Annotated in this window: 17 protein-coding genes; 4 read left to right on the forward strand and 13 right to left on the reverse strand. The window is 44.1% G+C overall.

Features of this window, described 5'->3' with window-relative positions; all coding sequences use genetic code 11:
- Window positions 1–31: 31 nt before the first annotated feature.
- Window positions 32–2,665, reverse strand: a complete 2,634-nt coding sequence (gyrA, locus tag ACTD55_RS03915) for a DNA topoisomerase (ATP-hydrolyzing) subunit A (protein ID WP_438863004.1) — start codon at window positions 2,663–2,665, stop codon at window positions 32–34.
- 395 nt (window positions 2,666–3,060) lie between these two features.
- Here gyrA and ubiG point away from each other — a divergent pair, with 395 nt between their 5' ends.
- The 4 genes from ubiG to yfaE all read left to right on the forward strand — a co-directional run bounded on the left by ubiG (window position 3,061) and on the right by yfaE (window position 8,073).
- Window positions 3,061–3,786 carry a bifunctional 2-polyprenyl-6-hydroxyphenol methylase/3-demethylubiquinol 3-O-methyltransferase UbiG gene (gene ubiG / locus ACTD55_RS03920; RefSeq protein ID WP_438863005.1) on the forward strand — a complete coding sequence of 242 codons (726 nt, stop codon included), beginning with the start codon at window positions 3,061–3,063 and terminating at the stop codon, window positions 3,784–3,786.
- 431 nt (window positions 3,787–4,217) lie between these two features.
- Window positions 4,218–6,542, forward strand: coding sequence for a class 1a ribonucleoside-diphosphate reductase subunit alpha (nrdA, locus tag ACTD55_RS03925; RefSeq protein ID WP_438863006.1), 2,325 nt, complete (start codon window positions 4,218–4,220; stop codon window positions 6,540–6,542).
- 127 nt (window positions 6,543–6,669) lie between these two features.
- Entirely contained in the window at window positions 6,670–7,800 is a 1,131-nt protein-coding gene (gene nrdB, locus ACTD55_RS03930) for a class Ia ribonucleoside-diphosphate reductase subunit beta (protein WP_438863007.1), read from the forward strand.
- Window positions 7,801–7,827: 27 nt separating this feature from the next.
- A complete protein-coding gene (gene yfaE / locus ACTD55_RS03935; RefSeq protein ID WP_438863008.1) occupies window positions 7,828–8,073 on the forward strand; it encodes a class I ribonucleotide reductase maintenance protein YfaE in 246 nt (81 codons plus the stop codon).
- A 41-nt stretch (window positions 8,074–8,114) separates the two neighbouring features.
- Here the strand turns inward: yfaE and ACTD55_RS03940 are convergent, their stop codons facing one another.
- The 12 genes from ACTD55_RS03940 to urtB are packed head-to-tail and all read right to left on the reverse strand — an operon-like array spanning window position 8,115 to window position 17,833.
- The gene (locus ACTD55_RS03940; RefSeq protein ID WP_438863009.1) at window positions 8,115–8,336 is read right to left on the reverse strand and encodes a hypothetical protein; all 222 of its coding nucleotides are present in this window, start codon (window positions 8,334–8,336) and stop codon (window positions 8,115–8,117) included.
- 32 nt (window positions 8,337–8,368) lie between these two features.
- The gene (gene ureG, locus ACTD55_RS03945) at window positions 8,369–9,001 is read right to left on the reverse strand and encodes an urease accessory protein UreG (protein WP_438863010.1); all 633 of its coding nucleotides are present in this window, start codon (window positions 8,999–9,001) and stop codon (window positions 8,369–8,371) included.
- A 20-nt stretch (window positions 9,002–9,021) separates the two neighbouring features.
- Window positions 9,022–9,735, reverse strand: a complete 714-nt coding sequence (locus ACTD55_RS03950; RefSeq protein ID WP_438863011.1) for an urease accessory protein UreF — start codon at window positions 9,733–9,735, stop codon at window positions 9,022–9,024.
- 5 nt (window positions 9,736–9,740) lie between these two features.
- Complete coding sequence (ureE, locus tag ACTD55_RS03955; protein ID WP_438863220.1) at window positions 9,741–10,202, reverse strand: urease accessory protein UreE; 462 nt, start codon at window positions 10,200–10,202, stop codon at window positions 9,741–9,743.
- 38 nt (window positions 10,203–10,240) lie between these two features.
- Window positions 10,241–11,944: an urease subunit alpha gene (gene ureC, locus ACTD55_RS03960; protein WP_438863012.1), complete on the reverse strand. Its 1,704-nt coding sequence runs from the start codon at window positions 11,942–11,944 to the stop codon at window positions 10,241–10,243.
- Window positions 11,937–12,281: an urease subunit beta gene (locus tag ACTD55_RS03965; protein ID WP_438863013.1), complete on the reverse strand. Its 345-nt coding sequence runs from the start codon at window positions 12,279–12,281 to the stop codon at window positions 11,937–11,939. Before ACTD55_RS03965 ends, ureC begins: the two co-directional genes overlap by 8 nt.
- Before the next feature lie 11 nt (window positions 12,282–12,292).
- Window positions 12,293–12,595, reverse strand: coding sequence for an urease subunit gamma (locus tag ACTD55_RS03970; protein WP_438863014.1), 303 nt, complete (start codon window positions 12,593–12,595; stop codon window positions 12,293–12,295).
- A gap of 40 nt (window positions 12,596–12,635) precedes the next feature.
- A complete protein-coding gene (locus ACTD55_RS03975; RefSeq protein ID WP_438863221.1) occupies window positions 12,636–13,550 on the reverse strand; it encodes an urease accessory protein UreD in 915 nt (304 codons plus the stop codon).
- Between the two features lie 8 nt (window positions 13,551–13,558).
- A complete protein-coding gene (gene urtE, locus ACTD55_RS03980; RefSeq protein ID WP_438863015.1) occupies window positions 13,559–14,254 on the reverse strand; it encodes an urea ABC transporter ATP-binding subunit UrtE in 696 nt (231 codons plus the stop codon).
- A 2-nt stretch (window positions 14,255–14,256) separates the two neighbouring features.
- Window positions 14,257–15,057: an urea ABC transporter ATP-binding protein UrtD gene (urtD, locus tag ACTD55_RS03985; protein ID WP_438863016.1), complete on the reverse strand. Its 801-nt coding sequence runs from the start codon at window positions 15,055–15,057 to the stop codon at window positions 14,257–14,259.
- Window positions 15,054–16,205 (reverse strand): urea ABC transporter permease subunit UrtC, encoded by a 1,152-nt coding sequence (gene urtC / locus ACTD55_RS03990; RefSeq protein WP_438863017.1) that lies wholly within the window; start codon window positions 16,203–16,205, stop codon window positions 15,054–15,056. The genes urtD and urtC overlap by 4 nt, the downstream gene beginning before the upstream one ends.
- Window positions 16,202–17,833, reverse strand: coding sequence for an urea ABC transporter permease subunit UrtB (gene urtB, locus ACTD55_RS03995; RefSeq protein WP_438863018.1), 1,632 nt, complete (start codon window positions 17,831–17,833; stop codon window positions 16,202–16,204). Before urtB ends, urtC begins: the two co-directional genes overlap by 4 nt.
- Window positions 17,834–17,858: the final 25 nt, after the last annotated feature.

Raw genomic sequence — 17,858 nt, forward strand, 5'->3', positions numbered from 1 at the left:
TTAACACTAACAATAATAATACCCGTCGGGATTAATTCTCGTCATCCTGGGAAGGCGTTGATGCGTCTTCTCCATCTTGTGTCGTGGCTGAAGCTTCAACTAGCTCGTCAATCTCTTCGGCTAACTCATCATCGGCAATAGCGATTTCTTCAATTCGCTGCAATCCGACTACATGCTCTCCCTCGATGGTTCTAATCAGAATTACGCCTTGGGTATTCCGACCGACGGTAGAGACTTCACTTACGCGAGTTCTTACCAGAGTGCCTTTATCACTGATCAACATGATTTCATCATCTTCATCAACTTGTACGGCGCCAACAACGGCACCATTACGTTCTGACACTTTAATCGAAACCACCCCTTGGGTAGCACGGCTCTTAGCGGGATAATCCGCTAATGGGGTACGTTTACCGTAACCATTTTCGGTGGCGGTTAATACTGCACCATCACTATGAGGCACAATGAGTGACACAACTTTTTGACCTTCTTTAAGTTTCATGCCGCGCACACCGGTTGCGGTGCGTCCCATTGCACGAACTTGAGACTCATGGAAACGTACGACTTTACCACTATCAGAAAACAACATGATTTCGCTGTCATCATCGGTTAAGGCCACACCAATCAATTCATCGTCATCGCGTAAATTAACCGCAATAATGCCATTTGCACGTGGTCGTGAATATTGGGTGAGTTCGGTTTTCTTCACGGTACCGGCGGCGGTCGCCATAAAGACATACTTACCTTCAACAAATTCTTTTATAGGTAAGATGGCCGTTATACGTTCACCTTCTTCCAATGGCAAAATGTTAACTATTGGACGACCACGGGCATTACGACTCGCTAATGGCAGTTGATAAGTTTTCAACCAGTACAAGCGACCACGAGTCGAGAAGCACAAAATGTGATCATGGGTATTAGCAATCAGTAATTTCTCGATGAAATCTTCATCTTTCATCTTGGTCGCCGACTTGCCTCGCCCGCCTCGACGCTGAGCTTCATAATCAACTAATTTTTGATATTTTACATAACCTTCATGGGACAGGGTGACGACAACGTCTTCCTGCTCAATCAGATCTTCCATGTCGATATCATGAGAAGCAGCAGTAATTTCAGTACGACGCTCATCACCGTATTCATCACGAATTAATTCGAGTTCTTCACGGATAACTTCCATCAGTCGCTCTGGACTAGACAAAATAAACATCAAGGCGGCAATAACTTCCATTAGCTCGCGATATTCTGCCAATATTTTATCGTGTTCCAGACCGGTCAATTTATGTAAACGCAAGTCCAGTATCGCTTGTGCCTGTTGTTCAGTCAGGAAATACAGACCATCACGTACACCATACTCTGGCTCTAACCAGTCAGGACGAGCCGCATCAACGCCGGCTTTCTCCAGCATTTGCGCCACATCACCCAACTTCCAGCCGGCAGCCGTTAATGCTAATTTCGCATCTGCAGGACTGTTAGAGGCTTTGATTAACGCGATAATTTCATCAATATTAACCAGCGCAATGGCCAAACCTTCCAAGATATGCGCTCGGTCACGGGCTTTACGTAATTCATAAACCGTTCTGCGGGTTACCACTTCACGTCGATGCAGAATAAAGGCTTTCAACATATCCGGAAGATTAAATATCTTCGGCTGATTGTTATCCAGCGCAACGATATTTATCCCGAATACGGTTTGTAATTGTGTATTACGGTACAACTGGTTAAGTAATACTTCACCGGATTCGTTACGTTTTACTTCCACTACAATACGCATGCCATCCTTATCAGATTCATCACGTAATGCGGAAACCCCTTCTATTTTCTTCTCTTTTACCAGTTCGGCGATTTTCTCAATCAAACGGGCTTTATTCACCTGATAAGGGATCTCGGTGATAATAATCGTTTCTTTGCCGTTGTCTTCGGTCTCGACTTCCGCTCTGGCACGCATATAGATTTTACCGCGACCAGTACGGTAAGCTTCTTCGATCCCCTTACGGCCACTAATAATAGCGGCAGTCGGAAAATCCGGACCTGGAATAAGCTCGATTAGCTCTTCGATGGTAATATCCGGATTGTTGATCATGGCAATACAGCCATTTACTACTTCTGTCAGATTGTGTGGAGGAATATTGGTTGCCATCCCCACCGCAATACCTGACGAACCATTAATCAGCAAATTCGGTACTTTAGTCGGCAATACTTCTGGAATATGCTCAGTACCATCGTAGTTAGGTACAAAATTAACCGTTTCTTTATCTAAGTCTGCTAATAACTCATGGGAAATTTTAGCCATGCGAATTTCGGTATAACGCATCGCCGCAGCCGAGTCACCGTCTACAGAACCAAAGTTACCTTGACCATCCACCAGCATATAACGCAATGAAAAAGGCTGCGCCATCCGAACGATAGTGTCGTATACAGCAGAATCACCATGAGGGTGATATTTACCAATAACATCACCCACCACACGGGCAGATTTTTTATAAGATTTATTCCAATCGTTTTTCAGTTCATTCATCGCAAATAATACGCGACGATGAACCGGTTTTAGCCCATCACGTACATCGGGTAATGCTCGCCCGACGATAACGCTCATGGCGTAATCCAGATAAGAATTTTTTAGTTCTTCCTCAATATTGATGGGGAGAATTTGGTTGGCATGATCAGTCATATACTGCCTTGTCCCTAATTGTTCATTTACGCTATTTGATTGGGCTGTTTGTAGCCTAATCAGTGCGATATTAGCGAGTTATAGATTATTGTTATAAGCGCCCGATTCTATCATTCAAATCCACAAATAAACAGCCATCTTTACCTTCTATTAACTTGTATCGCTAATCATATATTTGTATAAAAAATATCAAAACGAACAGTATTATATAAATAATTCAATTAGTTATTAAATTGTTGTGCGCATTTTGCTTTGACATTTTATTTGCTCATGAAATGTCTGCTGCGGTCAGCAAGTTTGTTTTTTCTTCATATGTCAAAGTGCATAAGGTAACAGATGCATTTATCACGTTCGGATGGTTATAATGGTGATAACTCAGTCCAAGAAAAATGATCATGAACGAAGTACTAAATCAACCAGATAATGTCGACCCAGCAGAAATTGAAAAGTTTTCAGCCTTAGCCAGTCGATGGTGGGATTTAGAAGGCGAATTTAAGCCTTTACATCAAATTAACCCGTTGCGCTTGGATTATATCGCCCACCAGGCTAACGGTTTGTTTGGCAAAAACATACTTGATGTAGGCTGTGGTGGCGGTATTTTAGCTGAGAGTATGGCCCGCCTGGGGGCCAATGTAACAGCGATCGATATGGCCAATGATTCATTGGCGGTGGCCAAACTACACGGTTTAGAAACCGGTATTAAGGTTGATTATCAGCACTGCACCGCTGAACAATTTGCCCAACAACATCCACAACAGTTCGACATCGTCACGTGCCTGGAGATGTTAGAGCACGTACCGGATCCCCAATCAGTAGTGAATGCATGTGAAACATTGGTAAAACCCGGTGGATTAGTGTTCTTTTCAACGTTAAATCGCAATTTTAAATCCTGGTTAATGGCAATAGTCGCTGCAGAAAAAATATTAAAGCTGGTTCCGGAAGGTACCCATCAACATGATAAATTTATTAAGCCATCAGAATTATTAGGCTGGCTTGATCAAACCGCATTAAACGCAAAACATATGACAGGATTGCATATGAACCCGCTCTCGCGTCAGTATTATCTCTCCGAGCATAATGTCGATGTAAATTACTTATTATGCTGCCATAAAGATGATTAGAAACCGCTAAACATCGCACCATTGCTATAAAAATCAACATTGTCAAGAATCACTATATATAGTGCGCTCAAATGTCAAACAACACTATATATCGTATAGCTATTAAAAAAAGTATTTTAAAATTAAAAAAACTTAGAGGCTTTTTTAACACTATTTTTGTATTGCATTTAAAAGATCTCGGCACACTTAAAGGCTTTGCGGTGAGCTTTCACTAACTGGCAAATATGCATTGTTCACGATGTTGAATAAACCACCATATATTGGGTTGCATTCATCCTAATACCTCACTATCTTGTGCTTAATCCTATAAATCTGAATCTATTAATAAGAAATCAAAATAATCGACAAAATTTCAGACCACAGGATCAGATAACCCAAGGTATTAAGCCTTGAATTTGCGCTAAACATAACAACTAAAATGGCTGACTGGCATGAACGACAACATATTTGTTGCTAAACGCAATGGAGAAAAAGAACCTATCGACTTGGACAAAATCCATAAAGTCATTACTTGGGCTGCAAAAGGATTAAAAAATGTCTCGGTCTCACAGGTAGAAATTAAAGCTCATCTGCAATTTTATGATGGCATCAAAACCGAAACCATTCATGAAACCTTAATAAAATCAGCGGCTGATCTTATTTGTGATGACAGTCCTGATTACCAATATCTAGCCGCTCGATTAGCAATCTTTCATCTGCGCAAAAAAGCCTATGGCCAATTTGAACCGCCAGCATTGGTAGATCATGTCAAAGCCATGGTTGATCTGGGTAAGTACGATAAACACTTGCTGGAAGACTTCAGTACAGAAGAGTTGAATGAACTTGGTGATTATATCGATCACTGGCGTGATATGAATTTTAGCTACGCTGCGGTTAAGCAATTGGAAGGTAAATACTTGGTACAAAACCGGGTTACCGGGCAAATTTATGAAAGTGCCCAATTCCTTTATATGCTGGTGTCTGCCTGCCTGTTTGCTAATTATGACAAATCTGTGCGTCTGGATTACATCAAACGTTTTTATGACGCGACATCTTTGTTTAAAGTGTCCTTACCTACTCCCATTATGGCAGGCGTGCGAACCCCGACTCGTCAATTTAGCTCCTGTGTATTGATTGAAGCGGATGACAGTCTGGATTCTATTAACGCCACCACCAGTGCCATTGTAAAATATGTCAGTCAACGCGCTGGAATTGGGGTTAATGCGGGACGCCTGCGGGCATTAGGTAGTGAAATTCGTGGTGGAGAGGCCTATCACACCGGTTGTATACCTTTTTACAAATATTTCCAAACTGCGGTAAAAAGCTGTTCTCAAGGCGGTGTCCGTGGTGGTGCAGCCACCTTATTCTATCCTTTGTGGCACCTTGAAGTAGAATCACTATTGGTACTTAAAAATAACCGTGGTGTAGAAGAAAACCGGGTTCGCCATTTGGATTATGGTGTGCAATTTAACAAGCTGATGTATCAACGTCTGATTAAAGATGATTATATCACGCTGTTCAGCCCTTCTGATGTGCCGGGCATGTACGATGCCTTTTTTGCCGATCAGGAAAAATTCGAACAACTGTATGTCAAGTATGAGCAAGACGATAGTATTCGCAAAAAGCGGATCAAAGCCATTGAGTTGTTTAGTTTATTTATGCAAGAACGCGCCAGTACCGGGCGAATCTATTTGCAAAATGTTGATCACTGTAATACCCACAGCCCATTTGATCCGGCGGTAGCACCAGTAAGACAAAGTAACCTTTGTCTTGAAATCGCTCTTCCGACCAAGCCTTTGAATAACGTAAATGATCCTGAAGGTGAAATTGCTTTATGTACCCTGTCGGCCTTTAATCTGGGCGAAATTAACGAACTGGATGATTTTGAAGAGCTAGCCGATATTACCGTGCGGGCTTTGGATAATTTGCTTGAATATCAGGATTATCCGGTACCGGCTGCTTTAAATGCCACGATGGGTCGTCGTACTTTGGGTATTGGGGTCATTAACTTTGCCTATTATTTGGCTAAAAACGAGGCAAAATACTCTGATGGCAGCGCCAACGGGCTTATTCATCGCACGTTTGAAGCAATGCAATATTATCTACTTAAAGCCTCATGCAAACTGGCTCAAGAAACTGAACCTTGTAAAAAGTTTAATGAAACTACGTATGCCAAAGGGTTGATGCCAACGGATACCTACAAGAAAGAATTGGATGCCGTTTGTAATGAGCCTTTGCATTATGATTGGGACACGTTACGCCAAGAAATCGTAAAACACGGACTTCGTAACAGTACCCTGTCGGCCTTAATGCCCTCAGAAACGTCATCACAAATATCTAATGCCACAAATGGCATCGAACCACCTCGTGGACATATTAGTGTTAAATCCAGTAAAGATGGGGTGTTAAAACAAGTCGTTCCGGAATACGAGCGACTAAAAGATAAATACGAACTATTGTGGGACATACCTACTAACGATGGCTATTTGCAATTAGTTGGTGTGATGCAAAAGTTTGTTGACCAAACTATCTCGGCCAACACCAGTTACGATCCAGCCAAGTTTGATGGTGGCAAAGTTCCCATGAAACTGTTGCTTAAAGATTTGCTAACGGCTTACAAACTGGGTGTGAAAACCTTGTATTACCACAACACCCGAGATGGTGCTTCAGATACAATGGAAGACAAAAAAGTCAACGTTAATCAGGCCGAAAAAGCCGTAGTTGAAGTTGTTACGGAAGACGATGACGGCTGTGAAGGTGGAGCCTGTAAAATATAACAACAATCACTATTGCCCTTAGGATCAGGAATCGATTCTGAAATAGTGATTATAAAAAAGGGGAATGGGCTCATTGTAGTTCGCTGTAATGGGCCCGTGCGTTAATTTATCTTTATTCAGAAGTGCTATGAAATATACAACCTTTAATCAAAATACCACCAACGCTCTACTCGAACCGATGTTTTTTGGTAACCCCGTCAACGTTGCTCGCTACGACCAGCAAAAACACAATGTGTTTGAGAAGCTGATTGAGAAACAGATTTCATTTTTTTGGCGGCCTGAAGAAGTGGATGTCAGTAAAGACAGGGTTGATTTTCAAAAATTATCTGAGCCAGAAAAACATATTTTTATTTCCAATCTAAAATACCAAACACTGCTTGACTCCATTCAGGGACGCAGCCCGAATATCGCTTTTTTGCCGATACTATCCCTGCCTGAATTGGAAACCTGGGTTGAAACATGGTCATTTTTCGAGACTATCCATTCGCGTTCCTATACCCATATACTGCGTAATTTATTTACCGATCCAAGCGCTATCTTTGAAGATATTGTGGTGAATGAAGAAATTAAAAAACGAGCTTCAGATATATCCCAATATTATGACGACCTGATATTCGCCACTCAGTTATGGCAAACATTGGGCGAAGGTGTACATAACATCAATGGCGAAACCCATAACATCACCATGCGTGAGCTGAAGAAAAAGTTGTATCTATGCATGTGTTCTGTCAATGCGCTAGAAGCCATTCGTTTTTATGTTTCATTTGCTTGTACGTTTGCCTTTGCCGAACGCGAATTAATGGAAGGTAATTCCAAAATAATCCGTTTAATCGCCCGCGATGAAAACCTGCACCTGACCTCGACACAGCACATAATTAACATCTGGATGAAAGGTAAAGACGATCCTGAAATGGCCGAGATTGCCGAAGAACTGAAAGAGCAATCAAAAGCCATATTCATGCAGGCCGTTGAGCAAGAAAAACAATGGGCAGAGTATTTATTCCAGCATGGCTCCATGATTGGATTAAACAAAGAAATTCTGTGCCAATACGTTGAATACATCGCCAATCACCGGATGGATTCTATTGGTTTAGGCAAGCCTTTTGATGTTACCAGTAACCCACTGCCGTGGATGAATAACTACCTGGTATCGGATAATGTACAGGTTGCACCACAAGAGTCGGAAATCAGTTCTTATTTGGTGGGACAAATTGATTCAGAAGTTGACGCCAACGAATTTGATGATTTCGATCTCTAATTAATGACCGATAAAGCAACACCTTTTATGATTGTAGTCAAAGATCACGGTGAATATGTTCAACAGCAAGAGCGAACTTTGCTGCAATCATTGGAAGATAATCAGCTGGACGTGCATTACCATTGTCGGGAAGGTTTCTGCGGTGCCTGCCGCACCCGCCTACTAAAAGGTTCAGTACATTATGTTACTGAACCTTTAGCTTATATTGATGACGATGAAATACTGCCCTGCAGCTGTATAGCAACCAGTGATATCGAAATCGAACTGAGCTAATCCCTGTTTAGCAATTTCTCACTGCCTTTTTAATAATCCGCTCAGCCACGTAAATTATCTGATTGTTTATCCTGATTAAGGTTTTTACGTTGCCGAAAGTAATTCACCGCTTTGATGCCAACCGATACGACCAAGGCAATAAATAGCAGATGAAAAAAACTATGCCCCATCCCATCACCTAAAAAATGATCTTCGTGTGCACTGACTAGACTAGAAAAGCCCATGCCTGAGATCATTAACGCTAAACTTTTTATTAATCGCATATTTTGTTCCTACTGTTCTTGTAATTAATCGATTATGCATCTGCGGCTAGAGGCGCTTGCAACATCCCCTCGGTTTCAATAAAACCGATGATCTCATCAACACCTTGTAGCGTTTTGAGGTTGCTAAAAACAAAGGGCTTATCACCTCGCATTCGTTTCGCATCCGTATCCATAACTTCAAGGGATGCGCCAACCATGGGGGCCAAATCAATTTTATTTATAATTAACAAGTCTGATTTGGTGATGCCCGGGCCACCCTTGCGCGGAATTTTGTCACCGGCAGAAACGTCAATGACATACAAGGTTAGGTCGGACAGTTCCGGACTAAAGGTCGCACTCAAATTATCCCCGCCACTTTCAACCAGCACAAAGTCCAACCCGGGATGACGGGATTCCAGCTCATCGATGGCGGCCAGATTCATTGACGCATCTTCTCGAATGGCAGTATGGGGGCACCCCCCGGTTTCCACGCCCATAATCCGATCAGCGTCGAGTGCGTTATGTTTGGTCAAAAACTCTGCATCTTCGCGGGTATAAATATCATTAGTCACCACCGCCATATCGTATTTATCCCGCAACGCCAAACATAGCGTACGTAACAGTGCGGTTTTGCCTGAACCTACAGGCCCCCCTACTCCAATTCTCAATATTTGTTTATGTTTCATTTTTACTCCTCGTCCTGTAATCAGGATCTAAATAGGCGACTATATTGGGTTTCGTGCCAGGCGCTGGCCATTGCCAAACGTGGCAAACTACTACCCAATTGTTCATCTTCAAGAGTCATTGCGGTATCAATAGCCGCTTCAACTTGCTGTGTTAAACCAAATAACAAATTTTGTGCCTGCGTTTGTCCCAACGGAACTAATTTAGTGGCCGCCGCTACCTGATTATCAATAAAGGTCCAACCGTAGCCACTTAAAGCACTGTTTAAGTCAATTCCCCATAACCAGGCCGCGAACGCAAATGCCGCCACAAAACTAATTTCAGTCAGGTTTGTTAATTCGCCGTAGTCACTCAGATCCAGTTGCTCAATATTGTTCAATAAGCGTATCAGCGCCTTGCCCATGGCTAAATCGCCCATGCGTAATTCAGCACTTTCGCGACAAGCCAGCAAAAACTGGTTCCACTGACAGAAACCGGCTAAATCATGCTCAACCAAACATTGATAACAACGTTTCAATAGCGCTAAATCAGTCGGAGCGATGGACTCGCGCAAATTCAGTTCGATCCAGCTGCAGGTGCTGTCTGCATCTTTAATCCATTGTTGTTCGATGGCGTATTCCAACCCTTGTGAAAACGCAAAACCGCCGATAGGCAAATTCGCACTGCATAGTTGCAATAAGCGAGATAGTTTCAACGCGTTAACCTGAGGATGAATGGATGTGACATTAGCAGACATCTTGATCAGTGCTCATGTTCATGATGATGACCCGCGCCATGTTGTGCCCCATAAGCGCCACTTTCCGGTTCAAACAGCGCCGGTTGATGATCGGTGTCTAATGCATAGTTTGTCACCAGCTCTTCCAGCACATGATCCGGCTTAAAGCGCAACCATCGATCACCTATCTGGATTTTGGTGTGCCGGTTGCCAAGGTGGTAACACATTTTGCTAAATACCTGCCAGTCATCCGTTGTAGCGGTTACCACAGCTTCTAACGCGCCTTTTACTTGTACTAATTTACCGCATTCGGTTTTGAGTATTTCTCCTACTTTTAATGGATGGCCGCGCTCAATAAAAATCGCAATCGCTTCTCCCTGATCGGTAGTGGATTTTATTCTGGCTTTTTGGCGAGTGTCATAGTCCAGCGTAATACTGTCATTAATCGGCTGATGGGCGTGATCCAGTCGTTGATAAACTTGCAACATCACTATATTTTCCTTAAAAACATATACATAAACAGCGCTTAAAATAAACAGTAGCGCTGAGCGAGCGGCAGTATGGTTGCAGGCTCACAGCTGAGTAACTCGCCATTAGCCCGCACCTCATAGGTTTGCGCGTCCACGTCTATTTGCGGCAACCAGTCGTTGTGGATCATGTCTTTTTTACTGATATTTCGAGTATCACGACATGCTCCAATCAGGCGGGTCAATCCAATCTTTTCCGGTACTCCGAGTTCCACGGCCGCTTTTGACAGAAAGGTCATGGAGGTTGCAGCGACCGCTTTGCCCAAGGCGCCAAACATAGGGCGATAGTAGACGGGCTGAGGAGTAGGAATTGACGCATTTGCATCCCCCATTGGCGCCGCTGCTATAAAGCCGGATTTAATAATCAGTGCCGGTTTAATCCCGAAAAAAGCCGGTTTCCACAAGACTAAATCGGCTAATTTACCGACCTCCACCGATCCCACTTCATGACTGATACCATGACTAATAGCCGGATTAATGGTGTATTTAGCGATGTAGCGTTTAACTCTGAAGTTATCATTACGATCGGTATCAGGTGCAAGTGAACCACGCTGTTGTTTCATCTTGTGTGCGGTTTGCCATGTCCGAGTGATCATCTCACCCACTCGCCCCATGGCCTGAGAGTCAGAGGCAATCATGCTAATTGCCCCCAAGTCATGCAAAATATCTTCAGCGGCAATACTTTCTTTCCTGATCCGCGAATCGGCAAAGGCAATATCTTCCGGGATGGAAGCATCCAGATGATGACATACCATCAACATATCCAGATGTTCATCAATAGTATTGATGGTATAAGGCCGGGTCGGATTGGTTGAAGAAGGTAAGACATTTGCTTCACCACAGGCTTTGATTATATCCGGTGAATGACCACCACCAGCCCCTTCAGTGTGGTAGGTGTGAATGGTTCGGCCCTTGAAGGCACCGATGGTACTTTCCACAAAGCCGGATTCATTCAACGTATCGGTATGAATTGCCACTTGGACGTCATATTGTTCAGCCACTGCCAAACAATTATCAATCGATGCAGGTGTGGTGCCCCAATCTTCGTGTAATTTAAGCCCGCATACTCCTGCTTCGATCTGTTCTTTAATCGCTAAGGGTAAACTGGTATTACCCTTACCCAAAAAGCCAAAGTTCATCGGCATATCATTAGTCGCTTGCAACATTTTATGAATGTTCCAAGGCCCCGGAGTGCAGGTGGTCGCATTGGTGCCAGTGGCCGGTCCGGTACCGCCGCCTATCATGGTGGTAACACCCGACATCATGGCTTCTTCAACCTGTTGAGGGCAAATAAAATGAATATGGGCGTCAATTCCGCCGGCAGTCAGAATTTGACCTTCACCGGCGATGACTTCAGTACCCGCTCCGATTTCAATATCAACGTTATCCTGAATATCCGAGTTACCGGCTTTACCGATGATCGCTATTCGGCCATTTTTAATTCCCACATCGGCTTTGATAATCCCCCAATGGTCGACAATCAACGCATTGGTAATCACTACATCTACACATTCGGCGCAACATATTTGTCCCTGTCCCATGCCATCACGAATAACTTTTCCGCCACCAAACTTCACTTCTTCGCCGTATTCGGTGTAGTCACGCTCCACTTCAATCCACAAATCGGTATCAGCCAGTCGTACCCTGTCCCCTGTGGTTGGGCCAAACATATGGGCATAGGCTTGTTTATCAATATTAGCCATTGTTTGGCTCCTTTGAATCGTTCTGATCAGCGCTTAAACTCCCCATAACATCGGCACGGAAACCATACACATTGCGTTTGCCGGCATAGGCCACCAGTTCCACCTCACGCTGCTGTCCCGGCTCAAATCGAACAGCCGTTCCCGCGGTGATATTCAGGCGAAAGCCTTTACAAATATCCCGTTCAAAATGCAGCGCCGGATTGACCTCATAAAAGTGATAATGGGAGCCCACCTGAATCGGCCGATCACCAGAATTAGCCACGGTAACTTGTATGGTTTGTCGCCCTACATTGAGCTGGTGCAGACCTGAATCAGTTTTAATTTCGCCGGGTATCATGTTGGCCTCCACTAAATAATCGGATGATGAACGGTCACCAATTTGGTGCCATCGGGAAATGTTGCTTCAACCTGTACATCGGGGATCAGTTCGGCAATGCCGTCCATGACTTGCTCCTTGCTTAATAAAGTTCGGCCGTAATCCATTAATTCTGCGACCGTGCGACCATCTCTGGCTCCTTCCATTATTTCCATCGAAATATAAGCGACCGCTTCGGGGTAATTTAACTTTACCCCGCGTTTTAAACGGCGTTCAGCCAACAATGCTGCGGTAAATATCAATAATTTATCTTTTTCTCTGGGTAATAAATCCATCGTTGTTTCTCATATCTGCTTTTTAACGACTAAGTCCGATTCAGGTAAACCAGATGCGCGGTTGCTGAACATCCTGTCCTTTACAATAAGGACGCGTAAGTTGCCATATTTGAATAAAATAATGCTTACATTGCTGGGCTTGTGAGCCCAAATAGCGCGCCACTAACACGCCATCAAGATTGGTGATACTAACCAGCTGTGAGGCGTTCATTTCACTAATGAGTGCTCTAACTTGTTCAAGCAATTCACGCCGTTGATTTTCATTTAAATCGGGGACATAAAGAATAAAACTGCCAAATACCGGATTACCGGCCAGTCCCGCGGAATGCTGTAACAGCTTATTGCTAGCATTAATGACTATACGGTCGTGATAAATCAGTTTTTGCTGGCAAAATAATCGATTTAATTGGGTGAATTGGCCTTTATTAAAGGGTTGCTGTGAGGCCGGCAAACCCAAACAGGTAATTTCCCAACCTAAATAAATACTGTCTGATTGCAGATGAATATCTACCTGATTAAACGCATCGGCACCGTTATAAATCAGCGTCTCTTGCGGCAGATATTCGAGCATCGCTTGGGAGCCAATATAAAAGGTGCTGATTTGGGTTTGTTTCGTATCACCAATATTCAGGTCATCGCGAGCACGATAGAAACGATTGGCACCAGGCGTGGTAATCAAAGCTTGTGCATCCTCTCCCAACCTTGATAGCAGATGCAATTCGTCACCGGAGACGATACCGGCAGGAGGATGTAATAAATACACATGGGCGCATTGTCGGCCTTCGGGATAGAACGCTTTTTGCACCGATAATGGCCCCTGACGCCTGACCTTGTTGAGTCGGGTTCCATCGTTATTACAAGTAAACTCCAGTTCCAGACTGGCAATCCAGCTATTTTTGCCCGTTTTTAGCGATGGCGCTGTGACCACTGCATTTTTTACCGCATTATATTGCATCAATAAATTTACACCGCCAGATGTTGACTAACCAATTCGGCATCCAATTTTTCCATTTCCCCTGATGCAATTACCGAGCCTTTTTCCATTAAATAGAAAAACTCTCCCACCGCCCGGGCAAAAGGCAGTTTTTGCTCAACCAGTATGATGGTCATACCCTGTTCTTTGTTAAGCTTAAGCAATACATCACGGATCAGTTGCACGATATTGGGTTGTATGCCCTCATTTGGTTCATCGAGTATCAATACGTCGGGATTCAGTACTAAGGCGCGGGCTATCGCTAACTGTTGCTGCTGGCCTCCGGACAAATCGCCGCCACGCCGATGTAACATTTCCTTTAACACCGGAAACAACGCATAAACCGATTCGGGGATCTTTTTCGAACGCTGGCGCTGACAATTCAGACTCAACTTGAGATTTTCTTCTACCGTTAACTGGGGGAAAATATCCCGCCCTTGTGGAACATAACCAATACCAATGTTTGGCCTTAATTCAACACTCTCACGGGAAACATCCTTGTTGCCAATCTGGATCACGCCACTATCAATAGGAAGTAAGCCCATAATGCACTTAAGCAAGGTGGTTTTACCCACTCCATTACGTCCCATGATACAAGTTCTGGAACCCGGCTTGATGCACATATCCAGATCCCACAAAATTTGAGTGCCGCCATATTTTTGATTTACTGATGTCAATTCGATCATAATTAACTGTGATCCTCACCCAAATAAACTTCAATCACTTGTGGATTTGACTGAATCTGAGCCATGCTACCTTCAGCCAAGACTGAACCTTGATGTAATACAGTCACCGTTCTAGCAATTGAACGGACAAACGCCATATCATGCTCCACAACCACTACCGAATGCTCCCCTGCCAATGAAGTAAGCAATTCAGCAGTGCGCTCTGTTTCTTGCGCCGTCATCCCCGCCACCGGCTCATCAACCAGCAATAATTGCGGTTCGGCCGCGAGTAACATGCCAATTTCCAACCACTGTTTCTGTCCGTGAGACAATGCTCCCGCCATCATGTTGCGGTGCTGGCTCAGACCAATAGTGGTCAGAATTTGATCTATTTTGTCTTGTTGATAAGTGGTTAATTTGTGCACCAATGCCGACCAAACTCCCTTATCACCAGCCAAACTTAACTCGATATTTTCAAACACCGTGAGAAACTCAAACACTGTCGGCTTTTGAAACTTTCTACCGATACCAGCCTGAGCAATATCAGCTTCAGTCATTCCAAGTAAATTGATTTGCTGACCAAAGCTCACTTTACCGGTATCAGGGCGGGTTTTTCCGGTGATCACATCCATTAAGGTGGTTTTACCTGCGCCATTGGCGCCAATCAGGCAACGTAATTCGCCTTTTTTGATATACAAATTAAGATCATTCAGCGCCTTGAATCCATCAAAACTGACACTGACATCTTCCACATACAAGATCATCCCATGACGAGTATCCACCGATGATTGGAGGTTCTCTGCACTATCTATCAACGCCGTCATGACTTCACCTCCTTTGGCGATTGACCAACCGCAGGTTGACGGGATTTAAATAACTGGCCCTGCAATGAAGGCAATAAACCAGCAATTCCCTTAGGCAGTAGCAATGTGACTAACACAAACAGTCCACCTAAGGCATACAACCAGGCTTCTGGCATCACTGCTGTTAAACGGGTTTTGGCATAGCTGACAATAATCGCACCTATGAGTGCACCGTATAATGATCCCCGTCCACCAATCGCCACCCATACAACGATTTCAATCGAATTGAGCGGTGAAAACTCTCCGGGATTAATAATGCCCACTTGAGGCACATAAAGGGCGCCGGCGACGCCGGCAAACATGGCGGAGATCACAAAGATACACACTTTATAATGCTCAGGTTTATAACCAATAAAACGCACACGACTTTCTGCATCACGAATGGAGACCAGCACCCGTCCCATTTTTGAATTAACAATATAATGGCTGATCCAGAACCCTAATCCCAAAGCCAACGCGGTCATGGCAAATAGCACTACACGTGTGTTGTCAGCCTGCAATGAATAGCCCAGAATTTCTTTGAAATCTGTCAGGCCATTGTTACCACCAAAGCCCATCTCGTTACGGAAAAAACTTAATAACAATGCGTAGGTCATTGCTTGAGTCATAATCGACAAATACACCCCGCTAACTCGTGAACGGAAAGCCATCGAGCCAAACACAAAAGCTAATAGTCCGGGCCCAACAAACACCATCACCACCATCCACAGAAAACTGTCAGACCCCAGCCAATACCATGGCAAGCTATCCCAATTGAGAAACACCATAAAATCCGGTAATTCCGGGTTGCCATACACGCCACGATCACCAATTTGGCGCATTAGGTACATGCCCATGGCATAACCGCCCAAGGCAAAAAAAGCCCCATGCCCCAAGCTCAATATCCCGCAATACCCCCAGACCAAATCAACTGCCAACGCCAATAAGGCATAACACAGATATTTACCCATTAACGTGACGGTATAAGTACTCACATGTAATAACGAACCTTCGGCAAATACCAGGTTGCAAAAAGCCACATAAAAGGTGCTGTTCAACAAACAAACCACGACTGTTTGCAGACTATTGGCGAACTTAATCGCTCCGTGAATTTTGGATAAATAACTCATGATTCCGCCGCCCTTCCTTTGATTGGAAATAATCCTTGAGGACGCTTTTGCATAAACAGGATCAAACCGATTAATACCAGAATACTGGCCAGTACCGAGCCGGTTAGCGGCTCCAGAAATTTATTAATCGTGCCCAGTGACATGGCGGCCAATAGTGTGCCCCACAAGTTGCCCACGCCGCCAAATACTACGACTAAGAAGGAATCGATAATATAGGATTGGCCCATATTAGGGCCCACATTGGTTAATTGACTTAGTACTACCCCTGCAATTCCCGCAATACCGGAACCCAGACCAAAGGTAATCGCGTCGACCCAGCTACTACGTATACTCAGGGCTCTAGCCATTTGTCTGTTTTGCGACACCGCTCTGACATGAAGCCCCAATGAGGTTTTATTCATAACCAACATTAAGATGAAAAACACGGCCAGTGAAAACAGCAGGATATACAGGCGGTTATAGGTAAGTGAGAAAATTGGATTAATCTGCCAGGAGCCACTTATCCAGTCAGGACTACTGACTTGGCGATTGAGCGGAGAAAAAACCGTGCGTACCAGTTGCTGCAAAATAAGGCTGATGCCGAACGTGGCCAACAAGGTTTCTAACGGGCGGCCCTTCAAAAAGCGAATGACACAACGTTCGATGACTATTCCCATACTACCGGATACCACAAAGGCTGCAGGGATGGCGATAAACAGAGAATAGGCGAGTAACTCCGGAAAAAGTTGCTGTACCGCATAAGTGGTATATGCTCCGAGCATAATCATCTCGCCATGAGCCATGTTGATTACCCCCATCACGCCAAAAGTAATCGCCAAACCGATGGCAGCCAGCAGTAATACCGAGCCCAAACTTAATCCAAAGAAAATGTTTTCGATAAACTGATAAAAGCTACGCTTGTTTTCAATACTATCAATGGCTTTTTCCAGCGCTCTTTTTAGTTGAGCATCATCTTTATCGACTTGACGTAATTCCATCGCCATCACATTTTTAACGCTCGGCTCCAAACTACTGGCAACAATCTTAATCGCTGCCAATTTTTGTGCTCTATCACCGGTTTTAAGTTGACGCACAGCAATCGCTGTTTGCATCAAATTTTTAACATCGTTGTTTGATTCGGTCTTGACCAGTTTTTGTAATCGCTGGGTTGCCCCCTGATCCGGGTTATCCAGAATTTGCTGCACCGCTTGCAAGCGGATATCCGCATCGGAATGGGTAAAATTAAGCTGTGCCAAGAGGCCCCGTAGTTGGCTACGTAGATTATTATTGGTACGTATTTTTTTAAGCCCTGATTTGGCTTGGGGTGCAAGGTTTGTGGAGCTAAGAATGTCTTGTGCAGCATACAGACCGTCGGGTTGCTTTTTGATCCATACCACCCGTTTATCCTTTTTAAGATAATACAGGTCCCCTTCGATTAAATATTTCAAGACCTTGTCGACTCTGGGATCACCGCTATCGGCCAGTTCTTCGGCCAAAATGGAGAGTTGCTTGAAATTGGCATCGGGCAATTGCGCGACGAGTGTAGAGAAATGAGTCTCATCGTCAGCAAAGCTCACATTAACGACGCTCAACCAGCACAGTATCCCACAAAAAAGCACGCCAATAGTGTTGCTATACGAACGACGCATTCATTATTCCTCGGGAAATTGGTTT

The sequence above is a fragment of the Neptunicella sp. genome, assembly GCF_048268085.1.
In the GTDB taxonomy this organism is placed as follows: domain Bacteria; phylum Pseudomonadota; class Gammaproteobacteria; order Enterobacterales; family Alteromonadaceae; genus Neptunicella.